This is a genomic window from uncultured Desulfovibrio sp. (assembly GCF_944324525.1).
Classification (GTDB): Bacteria; Desulfobacterota; Desulfovibrionia; order Desulfovibrionales; family Desulfovibrionaceae; genus Desulfovibrio.
Map to the genome: position 1 here is coordinate 22,048 of NZ_CALUWS010000027.1, position 21,742 is coordinate 43,789.

Here is a 21,742-nt window from a genome sequence, read left to right on the forward strand (position 1 = left end):
GGCTGCAGGCCGTTGCCCGCGCCCGCTTTTTGCCGCCCCCAGAGCGGTTTTTAGGTTGAAGCGCTTGGCGTCCCTAACGATACGGCCTGTCGTTTCGCGGAAAAAACGCGGTGTTCCGCTTGGTTTGGGCCGGGCGGCGCTGCGCCGCCGCCTCGTGTGTTATCTTTGTCAAAGGTAAAACGCTCCGTACCGCCGGAGGAAGGGATCCTTGCGTGCGGCGGCAACGTGCGGCCGAAAGGCGGCCGCGGTCCTTACGCCATCGCCGTAAAGAGGAAAACGGCATGCAGGGCGGACACGATTACGACAAAAGCCCGTTCGGCGAGACCGTTGCCGCCCTTTCCGGCCCAGCGCAGACAGAGCCCGTTATGGGCGCAGGCGGACAGGCAGTCCCGGCAGAGGACGCAGGAAGGTCCGGGTTCCCGGCCCTCGCGAAGCCGGTCCAGCGCCCCGTAACGGCAGGCCCGGAGGCAGGCGCCGCATTGCACGCAGGTTGACGTCCGGCGTACGCGCCAGGGGGAGAGCCTGCCCAGCAGACAGGCCAGTATGCCCAGCGGGCAGATCATGGTGCAGTAGACGGCATAGCCGCGCCGACGGCTGAAGAGCAGGGCGGCGGGAACCAGCGATATGCCCAGCAGCAGGCCGCCCGCCACGGCCGGCGCGGAGGGCGCGCCGCAGGCGCGCAGCAGCAGCGCGCAGGCGCAGGTCGCCAGCAGGGAGAGGGATCGCAGGCGAAAGGGGTGAGGGTGGGGCGTCGGGCGTGTGCGCGAGGCGGCCAGCTGATCCCAGGAGCCGAAGTAGCAAAGGTGACTGCACCAGGCCGCGCCTGCTGTCAGTACGGACAGCGTGAACAGCGCGACCATGAATCCCGGCTGACCACGGTAGAGCGCGCCGCCGATGATGACGCCCGGCACGGGGATGTGCGGTTCGCCGCTCATGGAGAACGCGCTCTGGCCGGCGAGGCCAAGGGCGAACTGGGCGAAGAAGACAAGGGAAAACAACAGCCAGACCCGGCGGCGGATGACCGGCGCCGTCTGCCTGTCCGACAGCCGCCGGCACAACCAGGCGCCCCACAGGGCGGCGCAGACGATCTGCAGCGGGCCGAGGCCCGGGAAGAAGCGTTCCAGCAGCAGGGTCCGTGGCGAAAGGACGAGCAGGGGGAGCAGCAGGGCCGTCACGAGCAGAAAGCAGAGCGCCTGCGCGCCCGCGCTCTCCGCATGGCGGGAAAACCAGCGCCGCCCGCGGCTTCCCCAGACCAGCAGCGCCGTCAGCAGGGTCACGGCGGCTGTGGCGGTCAGGATCAGCGCAAGGCGCAGCCACGGCTGATGCCGCATCTGGCGCAGCTGGATGAACTGGTCAGCCGTCAGGAACCATTCCGCCGCCAGCAAAAGGAGCAACAGCGCCGTCAGGGGCCGCATCCAGGCTGCGCGCCGCAAACTTGCCGACCACCAGAGCAGACAGGCGAGGGCCACCCCGGCCTGACCAGCGCGCCACCAGTGCGCGGCGGACAGGAGCAGCGTCAGCAGGAGACAGACGGGGAGCAGTGCCCCCGGACGATGTGCGGACATGGAAGTTCCTCCTTGATTAGGGGGCGGTTCCCCCGTGACGTGGGCCGGCATCGCAGACCGAAGGCTGACGGCAGTCCGACCTGCGGAGGGGGCGGGCGTCCTGACGGTCGGAGAGGACGTCCGCTGCCGGGGCCGCCTGCCCGTCAGCTTCGGTGGCTGCATCCGTCGCCCGCCGTGCATGTCTGTACCCCGGTCGCGTCTCCTGTTCCGTGACGGCGGTCATGCCGGGAAGGCTTTGGATCGTTTTGCCGTGCTGTCCGCCGTCCCCCTGCGGGAGGATGCGTGTCCGCTGTCGGCACATGGCTTGCCAAAAGGGGAAAAGCCGGAGAAAGTGGGGTTGTCTGTTCTTGTTGCCCTGAAGGAGGCTGCATGTTCCTGCCGGATATCCGTCTGCGCCGCATCCGCCGTCAGACGGAACGTTTTCTGCCGCTGCTCCGGCTGGCGGACGATGAGCCCGCCCATATCGACGCCTGGCTGGCGCGGGGGACGCTGTACGGGCTTTTTGTCCGGCGGCGGGAACCCGTCAGCCTGGCGGTCCTGACCGACGAAACGGCGGCCTTTGCGCCGGACGGCCCGCGCGTGCGGCAATGCTCCGCCCTGCGCGGCAAGCGTGTGGTCGAGTGCCGCCTGCTGGTCACCGCGCCCGCGTACCGGCGCAGAGGGCTGGCCCGGCAGCTGCTCATGCGGCTGTGCGGCCTGCTGGATACGACGTACGACAGTCTGCTGGCGGGCACGGGGGCCGTTCCCCGCATGGACAGTTTTTACCGGGGCAGCGGCTTTGCGCCCTGTTTCGCGCTGCCGCACTTTTTTCGTGACAACTCCCCCGCGCCCATAGTGGAGGACGGCGTCCTGCTGGACGACATGCAGTATTATGTCCGCCATATCGGCAGAGCGGAGCCGGTGCGGACATGTCAGTAAAGTGACGCCATCCGGCCAACGGAGAAATGACGGCCCTGGAGCTTCGGCTCCGGGGCCGTTTTGTCATGTTTTCCCGCCGTCTTCGCCAATCTTACGACGTCAAAAAATCGTCCCGATGGTGGGGATGTCTGTATAATATGCTGAATATATTTGATTATTTTTAGTGTGGCACATGGGTTGCTAATAGAGAAGCAAACCTGTCTTCGGCTGGAGGAAAGCATGAAGAGTCTGTTCAATGATCAGATCGGCCTTGTGGGCAAGGTCATGGATATGCAGCTGCAGCGGCAGAACGTCATTGCCAGCAACCTTGCCAACATCGATACGCCCAACTACAAGCCGCGCGAACTGACGTTTGAAAACGAACTGCAGAAGGCGCTGGGACTCGACATGCGCGGACGCATGAGCACGACCACGCCGGGGCACATGCCGGCGGCCTTCACGCCCGAGACCTTCGGCGCCGAATGGGACAAGCAGTTCAAACCCCGTCAGATTCATGGCGAAGACCGCGTGAACCTCGACAAGGAAATGGCCAAGCATGCCAAGAATCAGCTGCATTATACGGCGCTTGCCCAGGTGATGCAGAAGAATTTTGAAGGGCTGTCTACCCTGATCCAGGACGCCAAGACAGTCTAACCCGTTTCAAGCCTGCGCTTGTAAAGGATGGATGACTATGGACTTCATGACCGCACTTGATATCAGCGCCTCCGCACTTACCGCGGACCGTACGCGAATGAACACCATCGCCATGAACCTGGCGAACGTCAAGACCACGCGTACGCCTCAGGGCGGCCCCTATCAGCGCCGTACCGTGGTGCAGGTCTCGACCGACGTGGACGATCCCTTTTCCGTCCATATGCGCTCGGCCCTTGACCGCGAACTCAAGGGGGTGCGCGTCATGGCCATCAGCGTGGACAAGCGTCCCCTCAAGCAGGTGTATGAACCCGGTCATCCCGACGCCAATGAGGACGGCTACGTGTCCTATCCCGACATCAACGTCGTGGAAGAAATGGCGCACATGATGACCACACAGCGGAATTTTGAAGCCAACGTGACCACGGTGGAAGCCCTCAAGGGCATGTACAACAAGGCTCTGGAAATCGGCCGATAGATTGTCCGAATATCGTTGTAGAGCATAAGTAGAGAGTAAAGGAGCATATATGAGCGCGCAATTTGTCGGAATGAGAGCCTATGCGGACGCCATGCGTCATTTCAGCACCGTGGAAAGTTCCCTGCAGCAGGGGATGCCCGTCAGCAAGGAGACCCTGTTTGCCAAGACGCTGGACCAGAGCCTGCTGCGCGACAGCGTGGACCGTCCTGAAAATTTCGGCGCCCAGGGCGACTTCATCAAGATGATGGGGCAGGAGCATACCCGCCTGGCGCATACCAATGATTTTGCGGAGACCCTTTCCGATTCCCTGAACCGGGTCAACGAACTGCAGACCGAAAAGGCCAACGCCATCGACGCCTTTGCGTCCGGCCGCAACCAGAACGTGCATGAACTCATGATCACCATGCAGAAGTCCAGCATGGCCATGAAGCTGACCACCGCCGTGCGCGGCAAGGTGCTCGAAGCCTACAAGGAACTGACCAAGATGCAGTTCTGATTTTCTCCCTGGCAACTTTTGTTCCGAAGCGCGAAAAACAGGTTGGTTCCGGCCGGCCTGTTTTTTGTCGTTGTGATCCGGCGGGAGCGCGTGACGGCATCCCTGCCGCGACCCCGCCACGGCAGGACGGCAGGTGGGGCGGCCAGCTCTCCGACTGGAGACTGTCGGACATGCGGCGTCTTTGCCGGATGCCGACACGGCGTCAGGGCATTTTTCGTTGGTCCCGGTCTGTTTGCCTGCGTGGCCGCAGGAGAATCGCCCGGGGGCAAAGGCTGGCGTCAGAAAGATGTCTGCCGTGGCTGGCGGGAAAGGGAAGGAGAGTGTCGCGGGCAGGGCCATACAGGCCGGGTAGGTGTGACGGCAGGGGCCCCGGGGTCGGGCGGCGGACAGGCTGGAAAACTCTGCGCCGTGCATGACGGGAGCGAAGGGAACAGAGACGCGCCCTGTCCCCTTCGCCCGGAAACGCCCATCGGCGTAACGACAGGGGGGCCGTCTACTTGCTTTCCTGCCGCAGGGCCCGCAGGAAGCGATCCGTCACGGCGTCCGGCGCGGCATGACGTGCCGTCGTGCCGGGATTCATCCGCTCACTGAAGGCGACGATCTCCCGCAGCTGCGCGCCGATGCGCCCGCCGTCCTTGCCCGCGAAGAGCTCCAGCTGCTCGGCAAGGGAAAAGACGGGATGATCGGTCAGATCCGCCACCGCATCATCCACGCTCAGGCTCCTGTGCATCCATTCCTCGGCAAAGCGGACATAGTCGGGCGCCAGCGCCCGCGGGCCCTGCCGGCGGATCTCCTCCACCACACGCAGGTAGACCTGCAAAAAGGCCTGTACGGCAGCGGGATCACGTTCGGCAAACTCGCGGTCCGCCACGAGCAGGACGGGCTGCAGCGCGCCGCAGTCCTGCGAGCGGGCCGCGACCTGGAAGCCCATGTGCTCCGCCTCCCGGGTATAGGGCGCCCAGATGGACAGGATGTCGCCATAGCCGTTCTTGAAGACCCCGAGCGCCGGCGTGGGATCGAGTTCCTCGATGACGACGTCCTTTGCCGAAAGGCCCAGCGCCGCCAGCCAGCGGTCAAGCAGGTAGCGGGCCGATGTCCGCTTGGGGCAGAGCACGATCTTTCCCTTGACGGATGCGGCCGAGCCGAACACATTCGGGAAATCGGGATTGCCGCCCTTGTGCCGCAGGACGGGGCTGTCCGGCCGCACGAGGATGGCATTGGCCCGGGACTCGTCATTGGCGATGCCGATGACGGCGATGCGGTCGCTCATGGTCGCCTGCATGGCGGGCACGGCGCCGCAGCCGGCAATGGCCCAGTCATAGGCCTTGATATTCTCGATGAGGCTCTTGCCGGAGTCGAAGCGCAGCATGGAGATGTCGAGACCGGCCTCCTTGTCCCAGCCTTTTTCCTTGGCGTACCAGACAAGAAAGGCCTCGTGTTCGCCAAGCCATGCCGTGCGCAGAGGGGTGGCCGCCGGGGAGGGGGACGCCTGCAACAGGCAGCACAGGAGCGCGCAAACTGCCAACAGTGCCGGGAATCGCATAACACAATCCTTTGCGTTGAAGGTGAAGAGGAAGCCGCGAAGCTTCCGGAAATCGCCCCCCCGAAAGCAAAAAATATTCCATACTAGCTGAAAGATCCCGTTTTGCAAAGCCCGAAATGGCGGCGGACGCTGCGCGCGGACGAGCGGGAAGGGCCGCGCCCGGCGCGCGGCCAGAGGGAGAACGGTGCATATGCCGTCGACAAGCGAATTCCAGATGACGCTCATCGGCCCCTACAAGGGGGTGGATGCCGGCATCTTCCGTCAGGTGGCGCGGGAGCTGCACTGCCATCTGCAGTTTGTGGATGCCGTGTTCGATGAGGCCGTGGAGCCGGCAAAGCGGCTTTCGCCGGAAACCTGTGACGTGGTGCTCAGCCGGGGCGTCACGGTGGATGTGGTCAAGGCGCATACCTCCATCCCCGTGGTGCCCATCGATCTGTCGGCCTGGGACGTGCTGCAGGTGCTGCAGCCTTACGCCGGGCGGGTTCGCAAGGCGGCCTTCTTCCGCTACGGCCAGCCTCTGCCGGGGCTGGCGCGCGTGGGGCAGGCGCTCGGCATGGAGATCAGCGAATACCTGTACACCACGCGCAATCAGATGCGCCTCAAGCTCATGCAGCTTTCGCCGGTGGACGTGGACCTGTTCGTGGCGCGCGGCAGCCTCATCTGCCAATGGGCGGACGACAGGGGCTTCGCCACGCTGGAGATCATCGATGGCGAGATATCGGCCAGGCGGACCCTGTTCGAAGCCGTCAACGTGGCCCATGCCCGGCGGACGGAGCGGCAGCGCGTCGCCCGGCTGGAGGCCATCCTCAATGCCGTGGAGGAAGGCATCGTCGCCTACGATGCGCGCGGGCAGGTGAATCTTGTGAATCCTGCCGCCGAGAGCCTGCTCAAGTGCAGCGGGAAGAAGGCCGTCGGCCGGCATGTGCGCTCGATCATGCCCGGGGCCTTCCCGCCGGACCGCATAACGGCCCAGGAGCCCGAACATGGCCGCATCCAGACCATACGGGGCACGACGCTCGTCATCAACCGTATCCCCATCCTCTTCCAGGGGCGGAGCATGGGCACGGTCTGCTCGTTTTCCGACGCCCGCCGCATTTCCCGCGCCGAAGAGAAGCTGCGCACCAGCCTGAAAGCCAAGGGCTTCACCACGCGGTACAGCTTCGAGGACATCTGCACCTGTTCGCCGTCCATGCAGCACCTCAAGGAGATCGGCAGGCTGTATGCCTCCACGAACGCGAGCCTGCTCATCTGCGGCGAGTCCGGCACCGGCAAGGAGCTTTTCGCGCAAAGCATCCATGCGGCCAGCGAACGGGCGGACAAGCCCTTTGTGGCCGTCAACTGCGCTTCCATACCGGAAGGGCTGCTGGAAAGCGAGCTGTTCGGCTACGAGGAGGGGGCCTTTACCGGCGCACGCCGCCAGGGCAAGGCCGGGATGTTCGAGCTGGCGCATACGGGGACGCTCTTCCTCGACGAGATCGGGGATCTGCCGCTCCCTCTGCAGGGACGCCTGTTGCGCGTCCTGCAGGAGCGGGAGCTCGTACGCGTCGGCGGCACGCAGGTGGTCCATCTTGATGTCCGCGTGCTCTGCGCCACGCATCAGGACTTGCGCAGCCTCGTGGAGGAGGGGCGTTTTCGCGCGGACCTCTTCTACCGCATCAATGTGCTCTCCCTGTATGTGCCGCCGTTGCGCGAGCGCCCGGAAGACATCATGGAGCTTGCCGTCACGTATCTTGAGGCCCATCTGGACAATCCCCCGCCGGACGAGGAGCTGCGGCGTCAGCTCAGGACGCCGCTGCTGCGCCACACCTGGCCCGGCAACATCCGGGAGTTGCTCAGCATCATGGAGCGTCTGGCCATCGTGGCCAACCATATGCGTCAGGTGGACGACTGGGCCGGGCTGCTCGCCCGGATCTGGGAAGTGTCCGTACAGGAAGCCGGCCAGAAGGAGTACGGCGGCGAGCCGGTCACGCTCCGGGAGCATCTGGCCCGCGAGGAGGCCCGCTTTATCGACCGGACCATCGACGTCTGCGGCGGCGACCTCGGCCGGGCCGCCGCCCGGTTGGGCATCAGCCGCATGACGCTTTGGCGCAAGCTGCACCCGAAGGAGGGGAGGGAAGACGAGGCGGAAATGTAACACAAATGTTAAGTTTTGTTGCTGAGGATAACATTTGTGATATGCGGACAAGGCGCGCCAGACGCGCGAAGAGGAGGGAACGGGGCGAAAATCCCGGGAAAACGGATGGCATATTTCTTGATAGACAGGAAACGGCGCGCCGGGGCGAGTGGAGCCGCGGTGCGCCGGACCCCGTGCGGCGGCGTCTGCCGCGGCACTCCCTATCATGCAAGGATGGACTGCCATGAAAAAACGCCTCGTTGCCACGCTGCTACTTGCCTGTGCCCTGTGCCTCGGCATCACGACCCATGCCCGGGCCGAGTATCCCTACGACAAGCCGCTCAACGTCATCGTGCCCTTTGGTCCGGGGGGCGGCGTGGACATTGCGGCACGCATTCTTGCCGATTATTTCCAGCAGAACTACAACATCACCATCAACGTCATCAACAAGCCCGGCGGGGCGCAGGCCATCGGCATGAACGAGATGCTCCGCGCCCGGCCCGACGGCTATACGGTGGCCTTCCCCGGCTTCAGCTCGCTGGCCACCACGCCCAAGCTGACCAACGTGGGCTATTCGCTCAAGGACATCAAGCCCGTGGCCCACATCGCCGTCATGGAGCCTGTCCTGACCACCCACAAGAGCTCCGGCATCGACACCTGGGAAAAGTTCATCGAGGCCGCCAAGTCCAATCCGGACGGCACCGTGTACGGCACCACCGGGGCCATCTCCACGCAGCGCCTCTACATGACCAAGCTGCTCGAGCGTTTCTACAAGGGCTTGACCATCCGTCACGCCGCCTACACCAGCGGTCATGAGGTGAGCACGGCCCTGCTCGGCAAGCATATCACCGCCGGTTGCCAGGTCCCCTCCAATATCCTGCCCTATGTCGCCTCCGGCGACTTCAACGTCATCGCCATCGCCCGCAAGGAGCGCCGCGCCGACCTGCCCGATACGCCTACGTTCCGGGAACTGTTCGCCGGTCAGCTGACGCCGGAAGACGAAAAGTGGATCGACCTCGGCGCCTGGCACGGCTTTGTCGTGTCCAAGAAGGTCAAGGACGACCGCATCGCCAAGCTGCAGCCGCTGATCGAAAAGGCGCTCAAGGATCCCGGCGTCATCGAAAAGTTCGAAAAGATCGGTCTGTCCGCCGACTACCTGCCCGCCAAGGAATTCGGCGACCGCATCAAGTCCTCGTCCGACCTCGCCGACGAAGTGCTGGCCGGCCGCAAGTCGCTTGACTAGCGCTGACGGGGCGGGACGCTGCGGCGTTTCGCCCCTTTTCTTCCGACGAGAGCATTTTGCCTTTGAAAAAGGCAAAATGCGAGGCGGCGGCACAGCGCCGCCCGGCCGAAAGTGAGCGGAAAAACCGCGTTTTTCCGCAAACGCCAGGCCGTATGATTTGGAACGCGAAGCGGTTCAAACGGAAAATGCTCTAAAGGTTCACCCATGAAGAACAAGACCGACTTTTTCATCGGACTGGCCCTGCTCGTCTTTTGCGGCGTCATGGCGCATCAGATCTACCTTCTGCCGCCGCCCGCGGGCAACGATTTCTTCACGGCCGGTTCCTTCCCCACCGGCGTGACGGCGGCGCTGGCCGTCCTTTCCCTGCTGCTGGTGTTCCGCTCGCTGCGTGCCGCGCCGGGGGGGGCAGCGGCCTGCTGGCCGGAGCGGGAGATATTCGTCCGCGTCGCCCTCATGGGCGTCTGGATCATCCTTTATGTGATCGGCTTCATCATGCTCGGCGACATGGCCTATGATGCCGAATGGCCGGAAGGGACCGGCTTCACCCTGTCCACGCTGGCCTTCCTCGTGGGCGCGCAGTTCATCACAGGCTACCGCAATATTTTCAAGATAGTGCTCATCTCCATAGCCATCGCGGCCTTTCTCTATGTCGTTTTCGCCATGCTCTTCAAAGTTCCGCTTCCATAAAGGGGATATGCCATGATCGACTCGTTTCTTGCCGCCTTCGGCTCCGCCTGTAGTCTGGAAGCGCTCATCGCCAACTTCGTCGGCGTCGCCCTCGGGATCATCTTCGGCGCGCTGCCCGGTCTGACCGCCGTCATGGGCGTTGCCCTGCTCATCCCCCTGACCTTCGGCTTTGCGCCCGTCATCTCCTTTTCCGCGCTGCTCGGCATGTATTGCGGGGCCATCTACGCCGGCAGCATCACCGCCATCCTCGTGGGGACGCCGGGAACGGCCGCGGCCGCGGCCACCATGCTGGAAGGGCCGCAGTTCACGGCGCGCGGGGAGTCGCTCAAGGCGCTGGAGATGACCACCATCGCCTCCTTCATCGGCGGCATCTTTTCCTGTCTCATCCTGGCCACGGTGGCCCCGCAGCTGGCCACCTTCGCCCTGGACTTCAGCGCGCCGGAATACTTCTCTCTCGGGATCTTCGGGCTGACCATCGTGGCCACCCTGTCCGAAGGGGCCCTGCTCAAGGGCTGCATCGCCGCGCTGCTGGGGATGCTCATTTCCATGATCGGCATGGACCCCCTGTCGGGGAACCTGCGCATGACCTTCGACTCCTCCAACCTCATCAACGGCGTCTCCCTCATCCCCGCGCTCGTGGGCCTGTATGCCCTGTCGCAGGTGCTGATCACGCTGGAGGACGTCTTCCGGGGCAAGCGCCTCTCCACCACCCAGATCTCGCGCAAGGGCATCTCCCTCTCCGAGCTCTGGGCCAATCGTGCGGCCCTGCTGCGCGGCTCCATCATCGGCACCTTCATCGGCATCGTGCCGGCCACGGGCTCGGGGACGGCCTCCTTTGCCGCCTACAGTGAGACGAAGCGGCACTCCAAGCACCCGGAATGCTTCGGCAAGGGCTCGCTGGAAGGCATCGCCGCCACGGAGTCGGCCAATAACGCCGTGACCGGCGGCGCGCTCATCCCGCTGCTGACCCTTGGCGTGCCGGGCGACGTGGTGACGGCCGTCATGCTCGGCGCGCTCATGATCCAGGGCATGACGCCCGGCCCGCTGCTGTTCCAGGAGCAGGGCACGCTGGTGTACAGCATCTTCATCGCCCTGTTCATCGCCAACTTCTTCATGCTGGCGCTGGGCTACTATGCCGTACGTCTGCTGGCCAAGATCGTGCTCATCCCCGGCGGCGTCCTGATGCCGCTGGTCACCACCTTGTGCGTGGTGGGCGGCTATGCGCTGAACAACTCCAATTTCGATCTGGCCGTGATGCTCGCATTCGGCATCCTGGGCTACATCATGACCAAGGCGCGTTTCCCGCTGGCCCCCCTGTTGCTGGCCATGATCCTTTCCGGCATCATCGAAACCAATTTCCGGCGGGCGCTCAGCATCTCCAATCAGGATTATTCGGTGTTCTTCACGCGTCCGGTCTGCGCGGTCTTCCTTGCCATCAGCCTGTTCATCCTGATCAAGCTGCTCTGGAAGGAAGTGCGCAAGGCCCGCACCCCCGAGGCGCAGGCGGCCGACCGGTCGTAGCGGCCCGTTTGGCCGTATCCGTTTCCGGCGCGATACGGCCGATCCTCCATGACACCACGCGCCGGAAGGGGAGGGGCGCTCTCGTGCAAGGGCGGGAGCTTTCCCCCTCCCTGTCGGGAGCCTCCCGGCCCTGCTCCGTCCACCCATCACCCAAGGAGGGCAACCATGCAGCAGTTTGCAACCCACATTTACCGTAACGGCGTCATCCTGACGATGGATTCCCGCTGTTCCGTCGCTTCCTGCCTGGCCGTCAACGGCGAGACCATCCTTGCCGTCGGTTCCGAGCAGGATGTGGCGGCCTTCCGCAGCGCCGCGACCGAGATCGTGGACCTGCGCGGGCAAACCATGCTGCCCGGTTTTTACGACGGTCACAGCCACTTCATGCGCGCCGGCATGTACAACCGTTATTATCTGGATCTGAACCCCTATCCCATCGGCGACATCCGCACGCATGACGACATCCGCCGCAAGGTGCGCGCGGCGCTGGAAAAACTGCCGGAAGGGGAGTGGCTGCTCTGCTCGGGCTATGACGATACCGCCGTGGCGGAGGCCCGTCATTTCACCCTGGCCGAACTGGATGAGCTCGCTCCCCGGCATCCGCTGTTCCTGCGGCATATCTCCGGCCACCTTGCCCTGTGCAACAGCCGGGCCTTTGCCGCCGCCGGCATCGACGGCCGGACGCCGAACCCGGCGGGGGGCGTGTTCCGGCATGACGGGGACGGCGGGCTGACCGGTCTTGTGGAAGAGCCCGCGGCCATGGAGATGGTCCTGCATGCCGCGCCGCAGATGACCGAGGAAAAATGGCTCGGCGCCGTGGAGCGCGCCACGGCCGATTATGTGGCCAAGGGCGTGACCACGGCCCATGACGGCGGCGTGACCACGGCCATGTGGCAGAACTACATGACCGCCCATGCGCGCGGCATGCTCCGGAACAGGGTGCAGCTGTTGCCCAAGCACGGGCAATATGATTTTTCGCTGGCGCCGACCTCCCGCTGCGGCGCGCCGCTCACGCCGGACGGCATGCTGAGCATGGGCGCGGTCAAGCTGTTCCAGGACGGCAGCCTGCAGGGCTATACCGGTTATCTGACCAATCCCTACCATGTGCAGCAGGCGGGCGGCGGGGACGATCTCTGGCGCGGCTACGCCATCTATCCGCTCCATGAGCTCATCGAGATCGTGACCGGCTATCACCGGAAGGGCTGGCAGGTGGCCATCCACGGCAACGGGGACGCCGGCATAGACGATATCCTGACGGCCTATGAGGCCGCACAGAAGGACTATCCCCGCACGGACGCCCGGCATCTTGTCATCCACTGCCAGACGGCGCGTGAAGATCAGCTGGACCGTATCGCCCGGCTCGGCGTGGTGCCCTCGTTCTTCGCCGTGCATACCTACTACTGGGGCGACCGTCACCGCGACATCTTCCTTGGCGAAGACCGCGCGGCCCGTATCGACCCCCTGCGCAGCGCGCTGCTGCGGCATATCCCCTTCACCTGCCACAACGACACGTCGGTGACGCCCATCGATCCGCTGCTTTCCGTCTGGTCGGCGGTCAACCGGCTGACTTCCTCCGGCAAGGTGCTTGGCCCGGCCCAGCGGATCCCCGTGCTGGACGCCCTCAAGAGCATCACCATCTGGGGCGCTTACCAGTTCCACGAAGAGCGGACGAAGGGCAGTCTGGAACCCGGCAAGCTGGCGGATATGGTGGTCCTCGGCGAAAATCCGCTGACCGTCGCGCCGGAAACGCTCAAGGATCTCCCCATCACGGCGACCATCGTGGGCAACAGGCTCGTGTACGGCTCGCTGGCGGGCTAGCCCGTACGCCCGGGGACCGGCAGGCGGCACAAGCCGCGTGTCCGTCCCCGATGCGGACAGCGCGGATAACGGCAAAACAGGGGGAGCGTTGGCGGACGCTCCCCCTTTCTGTTCCCTGCGCGGGCCGCCATTCGGTCGCGCTCTGCTGTCGATGCTCGTAGCTTCCTCCGTCGCAACGAGCACGGCCCTGCGGGCCGCCTTTCGGTCGCGCTCTGCTGTCGATGCTCGTAGCTTCCTCCGTCGCAACGAGCACGGCCCTGCGGGCCGCCATTCGGTCGCGCTCTGCTGTCGATGCTCGTAAGGCTTCTGCGTCGCCCAACGAGTACGGCCCTGCGGGCCGCCATTCGGTCGCGCTCTGCTGTCGATGCTCGTAGCTTCCTCCGTCGCAACGAGCACGGCCCTGCGGACCGCCTTTCGGTCGCCGTCGGCGCGGGAGGGCCCAGCCATTTCGCAGCGAAGCGGGGCATGACGCTCTCGCCATCTTTCCCCCGGGCCTCCCATCCCTTCCCCAGCGCGTTTTTGCCGGGAGAAGAGTCCGGGACACGAGGCAAGCCTGCCACAAACGGCAGGCGGAGGACTGTCCGCCGCATCCGCCACGTCTTTTTTCTCGACCTCCCGGCGCAAGTTTGGCATGCTCCCCTTCGTATCTTCCCCGTCGCAGGCCGGCCCTCCGGCTCCAGCCCGCGGCCGGGGACAGGAAAGGCGCGCCGCCGCAGGCCCTTCCGCCACGGCAGGCGGAGCCTGTCCGCCGCAGCGTTGAGCCTGCGTCCCCGGACGGGAAGGAAGCAACAGGAAGAGAGTATGGACGCTCTGATAGAAACGTTCTGGCGGGATCTGTGCGCGCGCTGTCCCCAGTGGCAGGGAGCTGCCGCCGCCTTTGGCGCGGCCGTGCGCCTGCTGGCGGAGTGCGTTGCCGCCGGCGGGAAGATCCTGCTGTGCGGCAATGGCGGGAGCGCCGCCGATGCCGAACATATCGCCGGGGAGCTGATGAAGTCCTTTCTGCTGCCGCGGCCGCTGCCGGAGGCCTTCCTCCGCCGCGCCTGGAGCGCCTATCCGCAACAGGCGGCGGAGCTGGCGCGGCTGGAAGGGGGCATAGCGGCCATCCCGCTGGTTTCCGGGGTGGCGCTGCCCACGGCCTTTGCCAATGATGTCGACGGACGTCTGGCTTTCGCGCAGCAGGTCTATGCGCTGGCCCGCCCCGGCGACGTCGTCTGGGGCATAAGCACCTCGGGCAATTCGGCCAACGTGAACCAGGCCCTGCGCACGGCGCGTCTGCTCTCCTGCCGGACGCTGGGACTCACCGGCAGGGACGGCGGGGAGATGGCCGGGCTGCTGGATGTGGAGCTGCGCGCGCCGTCCTCGCGGACGCCGCAGGTGCAGGAGCTGCATCTGCCCATGTACCACGCCCTTTGCGCCTGTCTGGAAGCTGTCGTCTTCGGCGGCCCGGCACAGGCGGCCGCCGCGACGGATGCGGGATAAGACGCACGGCACAGCGGCCCGGCGCGTTTCGCAGCTGGCGGCGGGATAAAGAACGCATTGTATTTGTTTGATATTTTTCAGATGTTCCGTTAGAGGGAAAAAACGGCTATGCTGCCTGCCGGCATGCCAAGCGGCTGCCTGGCCGGAAAAGTTCTCCAGCCGGGACGGCGGCGGGCGGGCATGTCGTGGGGACGCAGGGGAGCGGACGCCGCTCCCGCATCATGAACCATGCGAGTCAGGGAAAGAAGGACCGTGTGCGACCATCCGCCTCCAGCAAAGATTTCTCCCCGCGATCCGGCGCGGGAGACGCCGCTTTTTTCCTTGTGCATCCCCGCCTTTGAGGATGCCGCAGCGGTCGAGAGGGCCCTTGCCTGCCTTCGCAGGCAGTCCGTGACGGACTGGGAGTGTCTGGTCAGCGACGATTCCCGCTCGGATGCGGTGGCCGAGGTGGTGCGCGCGTGCGCCGATCCCCGCATCCGCTACGAGAAAAACACGCCGGCTCTGGGCGTGCCGGCGAACTGGAATCAGGCCCTCGCGCAGGCGCGCGGCGAATACGTGAGCCTGCTGCATCAGGACGATTTTTACCAGCAGGAGACCGTGTTGGAACAGGTGGCCGGACTGTTCGTCCGCGAACGGTGCGACGTGGTCGTCTGTGCCTGCCGCCGCTGGCAAGAGGGCAGGGAATGCGGACGCCATACCGGCGGCGCGCGGCATCTGCGGCACTTTTTGCGGGACTTCCCGGGACGTTCGCTCGTCGTCAACAGGATAGGACATCCCTCCGTATTGTTTCTTCGCAGAGAAAAAGGTATCCCTCTTTTCGATGCCAGCCTGCGTTACTTCCTGGATACGGACTGGTACGCGCGCATCCTGAAGCAGGGCGGACGCGCCTGCTTCCTGTCCTCGGCCTTCGTGGATGTGGAGTCAGGACGGCAGCATCAGCTTTCTGCGTCATGCACGCAGGCGCTGGAGCGGACCGCGGCGGAGCTGCGCCATGCGCTGGAGCGCAACGGGGCCACGGCGGCACAGACGGCACAGGCCTATGCCCGCTTCTATGCGTCCCATGCGCGGCACTGGCGTTCGGGCTGTTCCGCCGCGCTGGGCAGGACGCTGCGCGCCTTTGGCTGGGCGCAGCGCGGCGTATTCTGCCTGTACTTCACGGCATGTCTTGTCCATATGGGATACAGAGGCCTGAGGAAATTCCTGGGCTTTTCCGCATGGAGATAAGATGCAGGTTGACCTCCTTCTGACCACGCAAAATCGCCATGCGGAGATGCGGCGTCTGCTGGATTCGCTCTGTCGGCAGCGGACGCCGGCCTTTCGCCTCGTCGCGGGGCTCCAGGATGCGGACGAGGCCATGTGCGCGCTGCTGGCCGCCTATGCGGACCGCCTGAGCATCGAGATCGTCCATCTGCCGCGCTGCAGCCTTTCCCATGCCAGGAACCGCCTCCTTTCCCATCTGCGCAACGATATCTTTGCGCTGACCGATGACGATTGCGTTTATGCCCCGGATACGCTGTCCCGCTGTCTGGCCTTTTTTGCCGGACACCCGGATGTCGCGGCGTGCGTCGGTACGCCTGTCGATCTGGACGAGCAGGGGCGGGCTTTCGACGACCGGCAGGACCGGGCGGAAGGCCGGAACAGACGGATTTCCCGCACGGGGGCCTTTCTTGCGGCGCCGTCGTATGTGCTGTTTTTCCGCCGGAGCGTGGCCGGGAAGGTGGGGGCCTTTGACGAAGAGCTCGGCGTGGGCGCGCCGACGCCGTGGCAGTCCGGCGAGGAGACGGACTACCTCCTGCGCTGCATGGACTGCGGCGGCAAGGTCATGCGCGTCCCCGGCATCCGCGTTGCCCATCCGGCTGCCGTCTTCAGCCCGGAGAACGCCGGCAAATGGTACGCCTATGGCCGCGGAAGGATGCGTGTGCTGCACAAGCACCGCTTTTCGTTCCCCATGCGCCTTGTCCATGTGGCGCATCCGCTGCTGCGCCTGCTCCGGGAGCCGTTCCGCCCCAGGTGGGGCCTTGTGCGCATGTTCAAGGGCCGCCTTGACGGTCTCTTCCATCCTTAACTCTTCAGCGACAGACTCCGTATGCGTTTTGACTGGCAGAATTTTTTCGATCTCAAACGACTGCTGGGCTGCATCGGCAGGAAGGACAAACAGAAGGCCTTCCTGCTGTTCTCGTTCATGGTGATGCAGGCGGCCCTCGAACTCTTTTTCATCCTGCTGCTCAGCTTCCTGCCGCGCGCCCTGACGGCTCCCGAAAGCATCAATGCCCATGCGGCCCTGCAATATGTGTATGGCGTCTTTCCCTCAGTGGGGGAACTTGCCCGCAATCCGCGCTTTTTCGTGCTCATGGTCGGGGTGCTCATCGTCATCGTCTCGATCCTGAAGAACGTGTTCAACTACATCACCGCGCGCATGACGGCGACGCTCAGCGAAAACATCTCCATCGCCATCGCGCGCGAGATCATGTTTCGTTATCTGTACTGTCCCTATCTCTGGCATCTTTCCGCGGACGGCGGACATATGTACCAGTGCATGCAGTGGCGGCGGCATGTGGCCAATGCCGTGATGTACCTGCTGTCCATGGCCTCGTACCTGCTGACCATCACGGTGCTTTTTCTCTGTCTCCTCACCACGGAGATCCTGCTGACCTCGATGGTGGTGGGCATCACCGCACTGGTGGGCGTCGTGTTCTACAAGGGACTGCGCCGCCGCATAGATCATGCCGCCCAGCGGACGGCACAGGCGGAACACAAGGAGAATCAGGCCGTCCTCTGCGCCACGCACGGCATTCGCGACGTGCTGATCTACCGGCAGCAACCGGCTTTCCTGGGCGCTGTGGAGCGCGCGGTGGAGGAGGGGCAGTCGTCCCGGGTGTTCACCAGCATGGCCCCGACCATGCCCACCTGGGTGCTGGAGGCCACGGGCTTTGCGGCCGTCATCTGCGCGCTGGCCTATCTGATCTGTGTGGAACAGGCGGAGACCGCGCGCATCGTCGGCGTGCTGGGGCTGCTCATCCTCACGGCCTGGCGCGTCCTCCCCTACGCCAACCGCATCGTGGGCTTCCAGGTGTCGCTGCGGTCGGAGCGGCCGCGCCTCGTGGCGGTGCTCGATCTGCTGGAGACGCTGCGCCGGCGTCAGGTCGAGCGGATGGCGGAACCTGATCCGGATTTTCGTTTCCGGGAGCGCGTCTCCCTGCGGCATGTGTCCTTTCGCTATCCCGGGGCGGAGCGGGACAGCCTGTGCGACCTGACGTTCGACATCCCCATCGGGGCGAAAGTGGGCATCGTCGGCTCCTCCGGCGCGGGCAAGAGCACGCTGGTGGCCCTGTTGAGCGGCCTGCTCCAGCCCACCAGCGGGGAGATCCTCGTTGACGGTCAGGAGCTTACGCCCGGGCGCGCCGCCGCCTACGCGCAAAAAGTGGGCTATGTCCCTCAGCAGCTCTTTCTTTTTGAAGGCACGCTGGCCGAGAACGTCGCTTTCAGCCAGTGGGGCAGGGGCTGGGATGAGGAAAAGGTCCGCACGGCCTGCCGGCTGGCGGCCATCGACTTCATCGACGCCCATCCCAAGGGCCTGCTGCGCCCCATCGGCGCCAACGGTTCCGGGCTTTCGGGCGGACAGGCGCAGCGGGTGGGCATAGCCCGCGCCCTGTATGCCGACCCTGAACTGCTCATTTTCGACGAGGCGACGAGCGCCCTTGACCAACAGAACGAGGCGCACATCCAGGCGACCGTGGACAGTCTGGCGGAACGCATGACGTGCATCATCGTGGCGCACCGGCTGACGACCATGGAGAGTTGCGACATCATTTTCTGGATCGACAAGGGAAGGCTGGTCATGTCCGGCCCGGCCGGGACGGTGCTCGAGAGCTACCGGCAGGGAACCGCCGGCGAGCGCACGGCGTAGAGGCCGTCCGCAGACCACACCTCTTTGCCGCCCGTTCGCAGCTCTTGGCGCTATGCGCTGTCTGCGAGGGGTTCCCCTTCCCCCCCAAAGCAAATCACGATGGCGTTCCCCCCTGAACGCCGGGCGCGTATCCTCTCCGGGGTCGGGAGGGCATACGCGTGTTTTTTGTTGCCACAGCGAGGCGTTTGGCATAGGCTACCTGCCCTTTCCGGGCGCGTCCCTTGACAAAAGAGGGGGCAGGCCGTATGCGAAAGTGAGGTCGCGTGCGCGGCGAGCGGGGAGGCCGGTCAGGCGCGCCCGCCGCACGCCGGCATTCGGGAGGGCTGGAAGCGCCGGACGGCGTCCTCCGCCCGGCCGGGAGACCCTCACCGGCTGCGCGTACAGGGCCGGCGGTCTCTTTTGGGGAGTGCGGGCGGCGTGCTGTGCGCATCCGCCGTTATTTGCCGCAGGGCATGAGGAGTGTGTTGCTGATGGAAAACAGGCTGAAGGATCTGTTGCCCCTGTACAAGGGGCGCAAGGTTTTTGTGACGGGGCATACGGGCTTCAAGGGATCGTGGCTGACGCTCTGGCTGAAGCAGCTGGGCGCGGACGTCATGGGCTACTCGCTGTCGGAGTATGACAGCCCCTGCATGTTCAAGGCGCTTGAGCTGTCTGGCGTATGCCGCCATGTCGAAGGTTCCGTGGCGGACTACCGGGCGCTCAGGGCGGCCGTGGAATCGTTCCAGCCTGAGATCGTCCTGCATCTGGCGGCGCAGCCTCTGGTGCGTCCTTCCTATGACGACCCGCTGGGCACGCTCGAGACCAACGTCATGGGCACGGCCATGCTGCTTGACGCCTGCCGCTTCACGCCGTCGGTGCATGCGGTGGTCATCGTCACCAGCGACAAGTGCTATCGCAACAACGAATGGGTCTGGCCCTACCGGGAGAACGATCCCATGGGCGGGCACGATCCCTACAGCGCCAGCAAGGGCTGCGCCGAACTGGTGACGGCTTCCTACATCAAATCTTTCTTTGCGCCCGAGCGTTACGGCACGGATCATCATGTGGCCGTGGCCTCGGCCAGGGCGGGCAATGCCATCGGCGGCGGCGACTGGGGCAAGGACCGCCTCATCCCCGACTGCTTCCGCGCGCTGCACGAGGGGCGTACCATCAGGATCCGCTATCCCCGCGCGGTGCGGCCCTGGCAGCACGTCCTCGAGTGCCTGAGCGGCTACCTGCAGCTGGGCGCGCAACTGCTTGAACACGGGCCCAAATTCGGCTGCGGCTGGAACTTCGCGCCCATCGACATGGGCGACGTCTGGCCGGTGGAGCGGGTGGTGCGCTTCATCTGCGAAAAGTGGGGCAACGGCAGCTACGAGGTGGACAGCACCCCGCAGCCGTACGAGGCCAGCATGCTTTGCCTGGACTGCACCAAGGCCAACATCGAACTGGGCTGGCGGCCCCGTTACCCTGTGGCGCGCGCGCTTTCCGAGACGCTCAGCTGGTATAAGGAATGGTCGGTCAACGGCGATGCCGCGCATATGCGCGAGTACACCCTGCGGCAGATCGAGGCGTATGTCGATGCCTTGCCGCAGTAGGCGGACAAGGCGCGCGCAGTCACCGCAACCGGAGACGAAACGAGGATCAGATGCAGAACGAAGAATTGCAGGCGGCCATCCATGCGCTGCTGGAACACGTTCCTGATGTAAGCCCGGCCTTTGAGCCGGGCAAGACGCCCATCCCCGCCTCGGGGAAGGTCGTCGGCACGCCGGAAAAGGCGCTCATGATCGAGGCCGCGCTTGACGGCTGGCTGACCACCGGCCGTTTCAATGATGCGTTCGAGGCGGAGCTTGGCGGCTTTCTCGGCGCAAAGCATGTCCTGACGGTGAACTCGGGCTCCTCGGCCAACCTTGTGGCCTTTTCCGCGCTGACCTCGCCCCGCTGGGGGCAGCGCGCCATCCGGCCCGGGGACGAGGTCATAACCGCGGCGGCCGGATTCCCCACGACCATCGCGCCCATCATGCAGTTCGGCGCCATCCCGGTATTCGTGGATGTGAACGCCGATACCTGGAACGTCGATGTGGAAGCGGTGGAACGGGCCATCACCCCCAAGACCAAAGCCGTCATGCTGGCGCATACGCTGGGCGTTCCCTTTGATGCGGAGCGGCTCGCCGCTCTTTGCCGGGAACGGGGCCTCTGGCTGGTGGAGGATTGCTGCGACGCGCTGGGCGCCCGCTGGAACGGGCGGCTCGTGGGCAGCTTCGGGGATATCGCCACCCTTTCTTTCTATCCCGCGCACCACATCACTACCGGCGAGGGTGGGGCGGTCTTCACCAGCAATGACGAGCTGGCCCAGGTCGCCGAATCCTTCCGCGACTGGGGCCGGCACTGCCACTGCCGGCCGGGGCAGGACAATGCCTGCGGCAGGCGCTACAGCGGTCAGTACGGCGAACTGCCCGAAGGCTATGATCACAAGTACGTCTACGCGCATGCCGGGTACAATCTCAAAATGACCGATCTGACGGCCGCCTGCGGACTGGCCCAGATGCGCCGTCTGCCCGGATTCATCGAAAAGCGCAGGCAGAATTATGCCTATCTGCACAACGGGCTTGCCGGCTGCGCGCATCTGCGCTTCCCCGTCACGCCTGAACAGGCTGATCCTTCCTGGTTCGGCCTGCCCGTCATCCTCAAGGAGAGCGCCCCCTGTTCGCGAGTGGACTTCCTCAAGGCGCTCAACCGTCGCCGTATCGGGACGCGGCTCATGTTTGCCGGCAATGCCGTGCGACAGCCGTTCATGGAGGGCCGTCCCTACCGCGTGGCGGATGTCCTGACGCAGACGGATCTCATCATGGAGCGCGGCCTCTGGCTGGGCGTCTGGCCGGGACTCAGCCAGGAGATGCTGGATTACGTCATCGAAAGCGTACAGGCTATCCTGTCGGCCTGAGCGGCTGTGCCGCCTGCGGCCTCCGAGTCCTTGCGGAGATGTCGGGCGGATCACCTTGCCTTACCGGGGGCGCGCCAGCGGGCGCGCCCCTTTCCGTTGCGAGCGGCGGCACAGCGCCGCCCGGCCAAACGTAAGCGGAAAAAGTGCGTGTCATCTTTTTCGTGAAAATTTTTATTTTGTATTATTATATAATTATTTCAGAATATTATATGTGATTGCTATAATTTTTACCCCTAAAATCAACCCCTAAAATTACTGGATGCTTTTGGCTGTATCAGGTCGATTTGGGATAATCACCAAAAAGGCGCGAAATCTAAAAACGGAAATTGTGGCTTTTGGCATAGTCTGGGTAGTGTCCAGAATTTTTCGCAGATTTTTTGAGGCAGTCCAACAAGTCAAGCAGGATTTCCCGGCACGGTCCTTG

General features: G+C 64.6%; 17 protein-coding genes. 15 read left to right on the forward strand and 2 right to left on the reverse strand.

Translation table 11 applies throughout. The features are described from left to right. Nucleotides 1-251 precede the first annotated feature (251 nt). Nucleotides 252-1,565, reverse strand: a complete 1,314-nt coding sequence (locus Q0K12_RS08130) for a 4Fe-4S binding protein (RefSeq protein ID WP_297261828.1) — start codon at nt 1,563-1,565, stop codon at nt 252-254. Nucleotides 1,566-1,934: 369 nt separating this feature from the next. Between Q0K12_RS08130 and Q0K12_RS08135 the strand changes: the two genes are divergently transcribed. The 4 genes from Q0K12_RS08135 (at nt 1,935) to fliE (ending at nt 4,087) form a co-directional block, all read left to right on the forward strand. Further along, nucleotides 1,935-2,483 carry a hypothetical protein gene (locus Q0K12_RS08135; protein ID WP_297261829.1) on the forward strand — a complete coding sequence of 183 codons (549 nt, stop codon included), beginning with the start codon at nt 1,935-1,937 and terminating at the stop codon, nt 2,481-2,483. A gap of 219 nt (nt 2,484-2,702) precedes the next feature. Further along, complete coding sequence (gene flgB, locus Q0K12_RS08140) at nt 2,703-3,116, forward strand: flagellar basal body rod protein FlgB (RefSeq protein ID WP_297261831.1); 414 nt, start codon at nt 2,703-2,705, stop codon at nt 3,114-3,116. 37 nt (nt 3,117-3,153) lie between these two features. Continuing rightward, entirely contained in the window at nt 3,154-3,591 is a 438-nt protein-coding gene (flgC, locus tag Q0K12_RS08145) for a flagellar basal body rod protein FlgC (RefSeq protein WP_297261833.1), read from the forward strand. Between the two features lie 91 nt (nt 3,592-3,682). Continuing rightward, nucleotides 3,683-4,087: a flagellar hook-basal body complex protein FliE gene (fliE, locus tag Q0K12_RS12450; protein ID WP_363315620.1), complete on the forward strand. Its 405-nt coding sequence runs from the start codon at nt 3,683-3,685 to the stop codon at nt 4,085-4,087. A gap of 493 nt (nt 4,088-4,580) precedes the next feature. Here the strand turns inward: fliE and Q0K12_RS08155 are convergent, their stop codons facing one another. After that, a complete protein-coding gene (locus Q0K12_RS08155) occupies nt 4,581-5,630 on the reverse strand; it encodes an ABC transporter substrate-binding protein (protein ID WP_297261835.1) in 1,050 nt (349 codons plus the stop codon). 190 nt (nt 5,631-5,820) lie between these two features. Here Q0K12_RS08155 and Q0K12_RS08160 point away from each other — a divergent pair, with 190 nt between their 5' ends. The 11 genes from Q0K12_RS08160 to rfbH all read left to right on the forward strand — a co-directional run bounded on the left by Q0K12_RS08160 (nt 5,821) and on the right by rfbH (nt 21,318). Next, on the forward strand, nt 5,821-7,764 hold the full coding sequence (locus tag Q0K12_RS08160) for a sigma 54-interacting transcriptional regulator (RefSeq protein WP_297261837.1): 1,944 nt from the start codon (nt 5,821-5,823) through the stop codon (nt 7,762-7,764). Nucleotides 7,765-7,987: 223 nt separating this feature from the next. Then, nucleotides 7,988-8,986, forward strand: a complete 999-nt coding sequence (locus tag Q0K12_RS08165; RefSeq protein ID WP_297261839.1) for a tripartite tricarboxylate transporter substrate binding protein — start codon at nt 7,988-7,990, stop codon at nt 8,984-8,986. A gap of 204 nt (nt 8,987-9,190) precedes the next feature. Continuing rightward, on the forward strand, nt 9,191-9,673 hold the full coding sequence (locus Q0K12_RS08170; protein ID WP_297261841.1) for a tripartite tricarboxylate transporter TctB family protein: 483 nt from the start codon (nt 9,191-9,193) through the stop codon (nt 9,671-9,673). Nucleotides 9,674-9,685: 12 nt separating this feature from the next. Continuing rightward, nucleotides 9,686-11,194, forward strand: a complete 1,509-nt coding sequence (locus Q0K12_RS08175) for a tripartite tricarboxylate transporter permease (RefSeq protein ID WP_297261843.1) — start codon at nt 9,686-9,688, stop codon at nt 11,192-11,194. Nucleotides 11,195-11,359: 165 nt separating this feature from the next. Continuing rightward, on the forward strand, nt 11,360-13,009 hold the full coding sequence (locus Q0K12_RS08180; RefSeq protein ID WP_297261845.1) for an amidohydrolase: 1,650 nt from the start codon (nt 11,360-11,362) through the stop codon (nt 13,007-13,009). Nucleotides 13,010-13,810: 801 nt separating this feature from the next. Further along, the gene (locus Q0K12_RS08185) at nt 13,811-14,488 is read left to right on the forward strand and encodes an SIS domain-containing protein (protein ID WP_297261847.1); all 678 of its coding nucleotides are present in this window, start codon (nt 13,811-13,813) and stop codon (nt 14,486-14,488) included. Nucleotides 14,489-14,716: 228 nt separating this feature from the next. Continuing rightward, complete coding sequence (locus Q0K12_RS08190) at nt 14,717-15,712, forward strand: glycosyltransferase (protein ID WP_297261848.1); 996 nt, start codon at nt 14,717-14,719, stop codon at nt 15,710-15,712. Between the two features lies 1 nt (nt 15,713). Further along, nucleotides 15,714-16,553: a glycosyltransferase gene (locus tag Q0K12_RS08195; RefSeq protein ID WP_297261851.1), complete on the forward strand. Its 840-nt coding sequence runs from the start codon at nt 15,714-15,716 to the stop codon at nt 16,551-16,553. Between the two features lie 21 nt (nt 16,554-16,574). Continuing rightward, nucleotides 16,575-18,395 carry an ABC transporter ATP-binding protein gene (locus Q0K12_RS08200; RefSeq protein WP_297261853.1) on the forward strand — a complete coding sequence of 607 codons (1,821 nt, stop codon included), beginning with the start codon at nt 16,575-16,577 and terminating at the stop codon, nt 18,393-18,395. A 470-nt stretch (nt 18,396-18,865) separates the two neighbouring features. Beyond that, nucleotides 18,866-19,972 (forward strand): CDP-glucose 4,6-dehydratase, encoded by a 1,107-nt coding sequence (rfbG, locus tag Q0K12_RS08205; protein WP_297261855.1) that lies wholly within the window; start codon nt 18,866-18,868, stop codon nt 19,970-19,972. Nucleotides 19,973-20,022: 50 nt separating this feature from the next. After that, the gene (gene rfbH / locus Q0K12_RS08210; protein WP_297261857.1) at nt 20,023-21,318 is read left to right on the forward strand and encodes a lipopolysaccharide biosynthesis protein RfbH; all 1,296 of its coding nucleotides are present in this window, start codon (nt 20,023-20,025) and stop codon (nt 21,316-21,318) included. Nucleotides 21,319-21,742 lie beyond the last annotated feature (424 nt).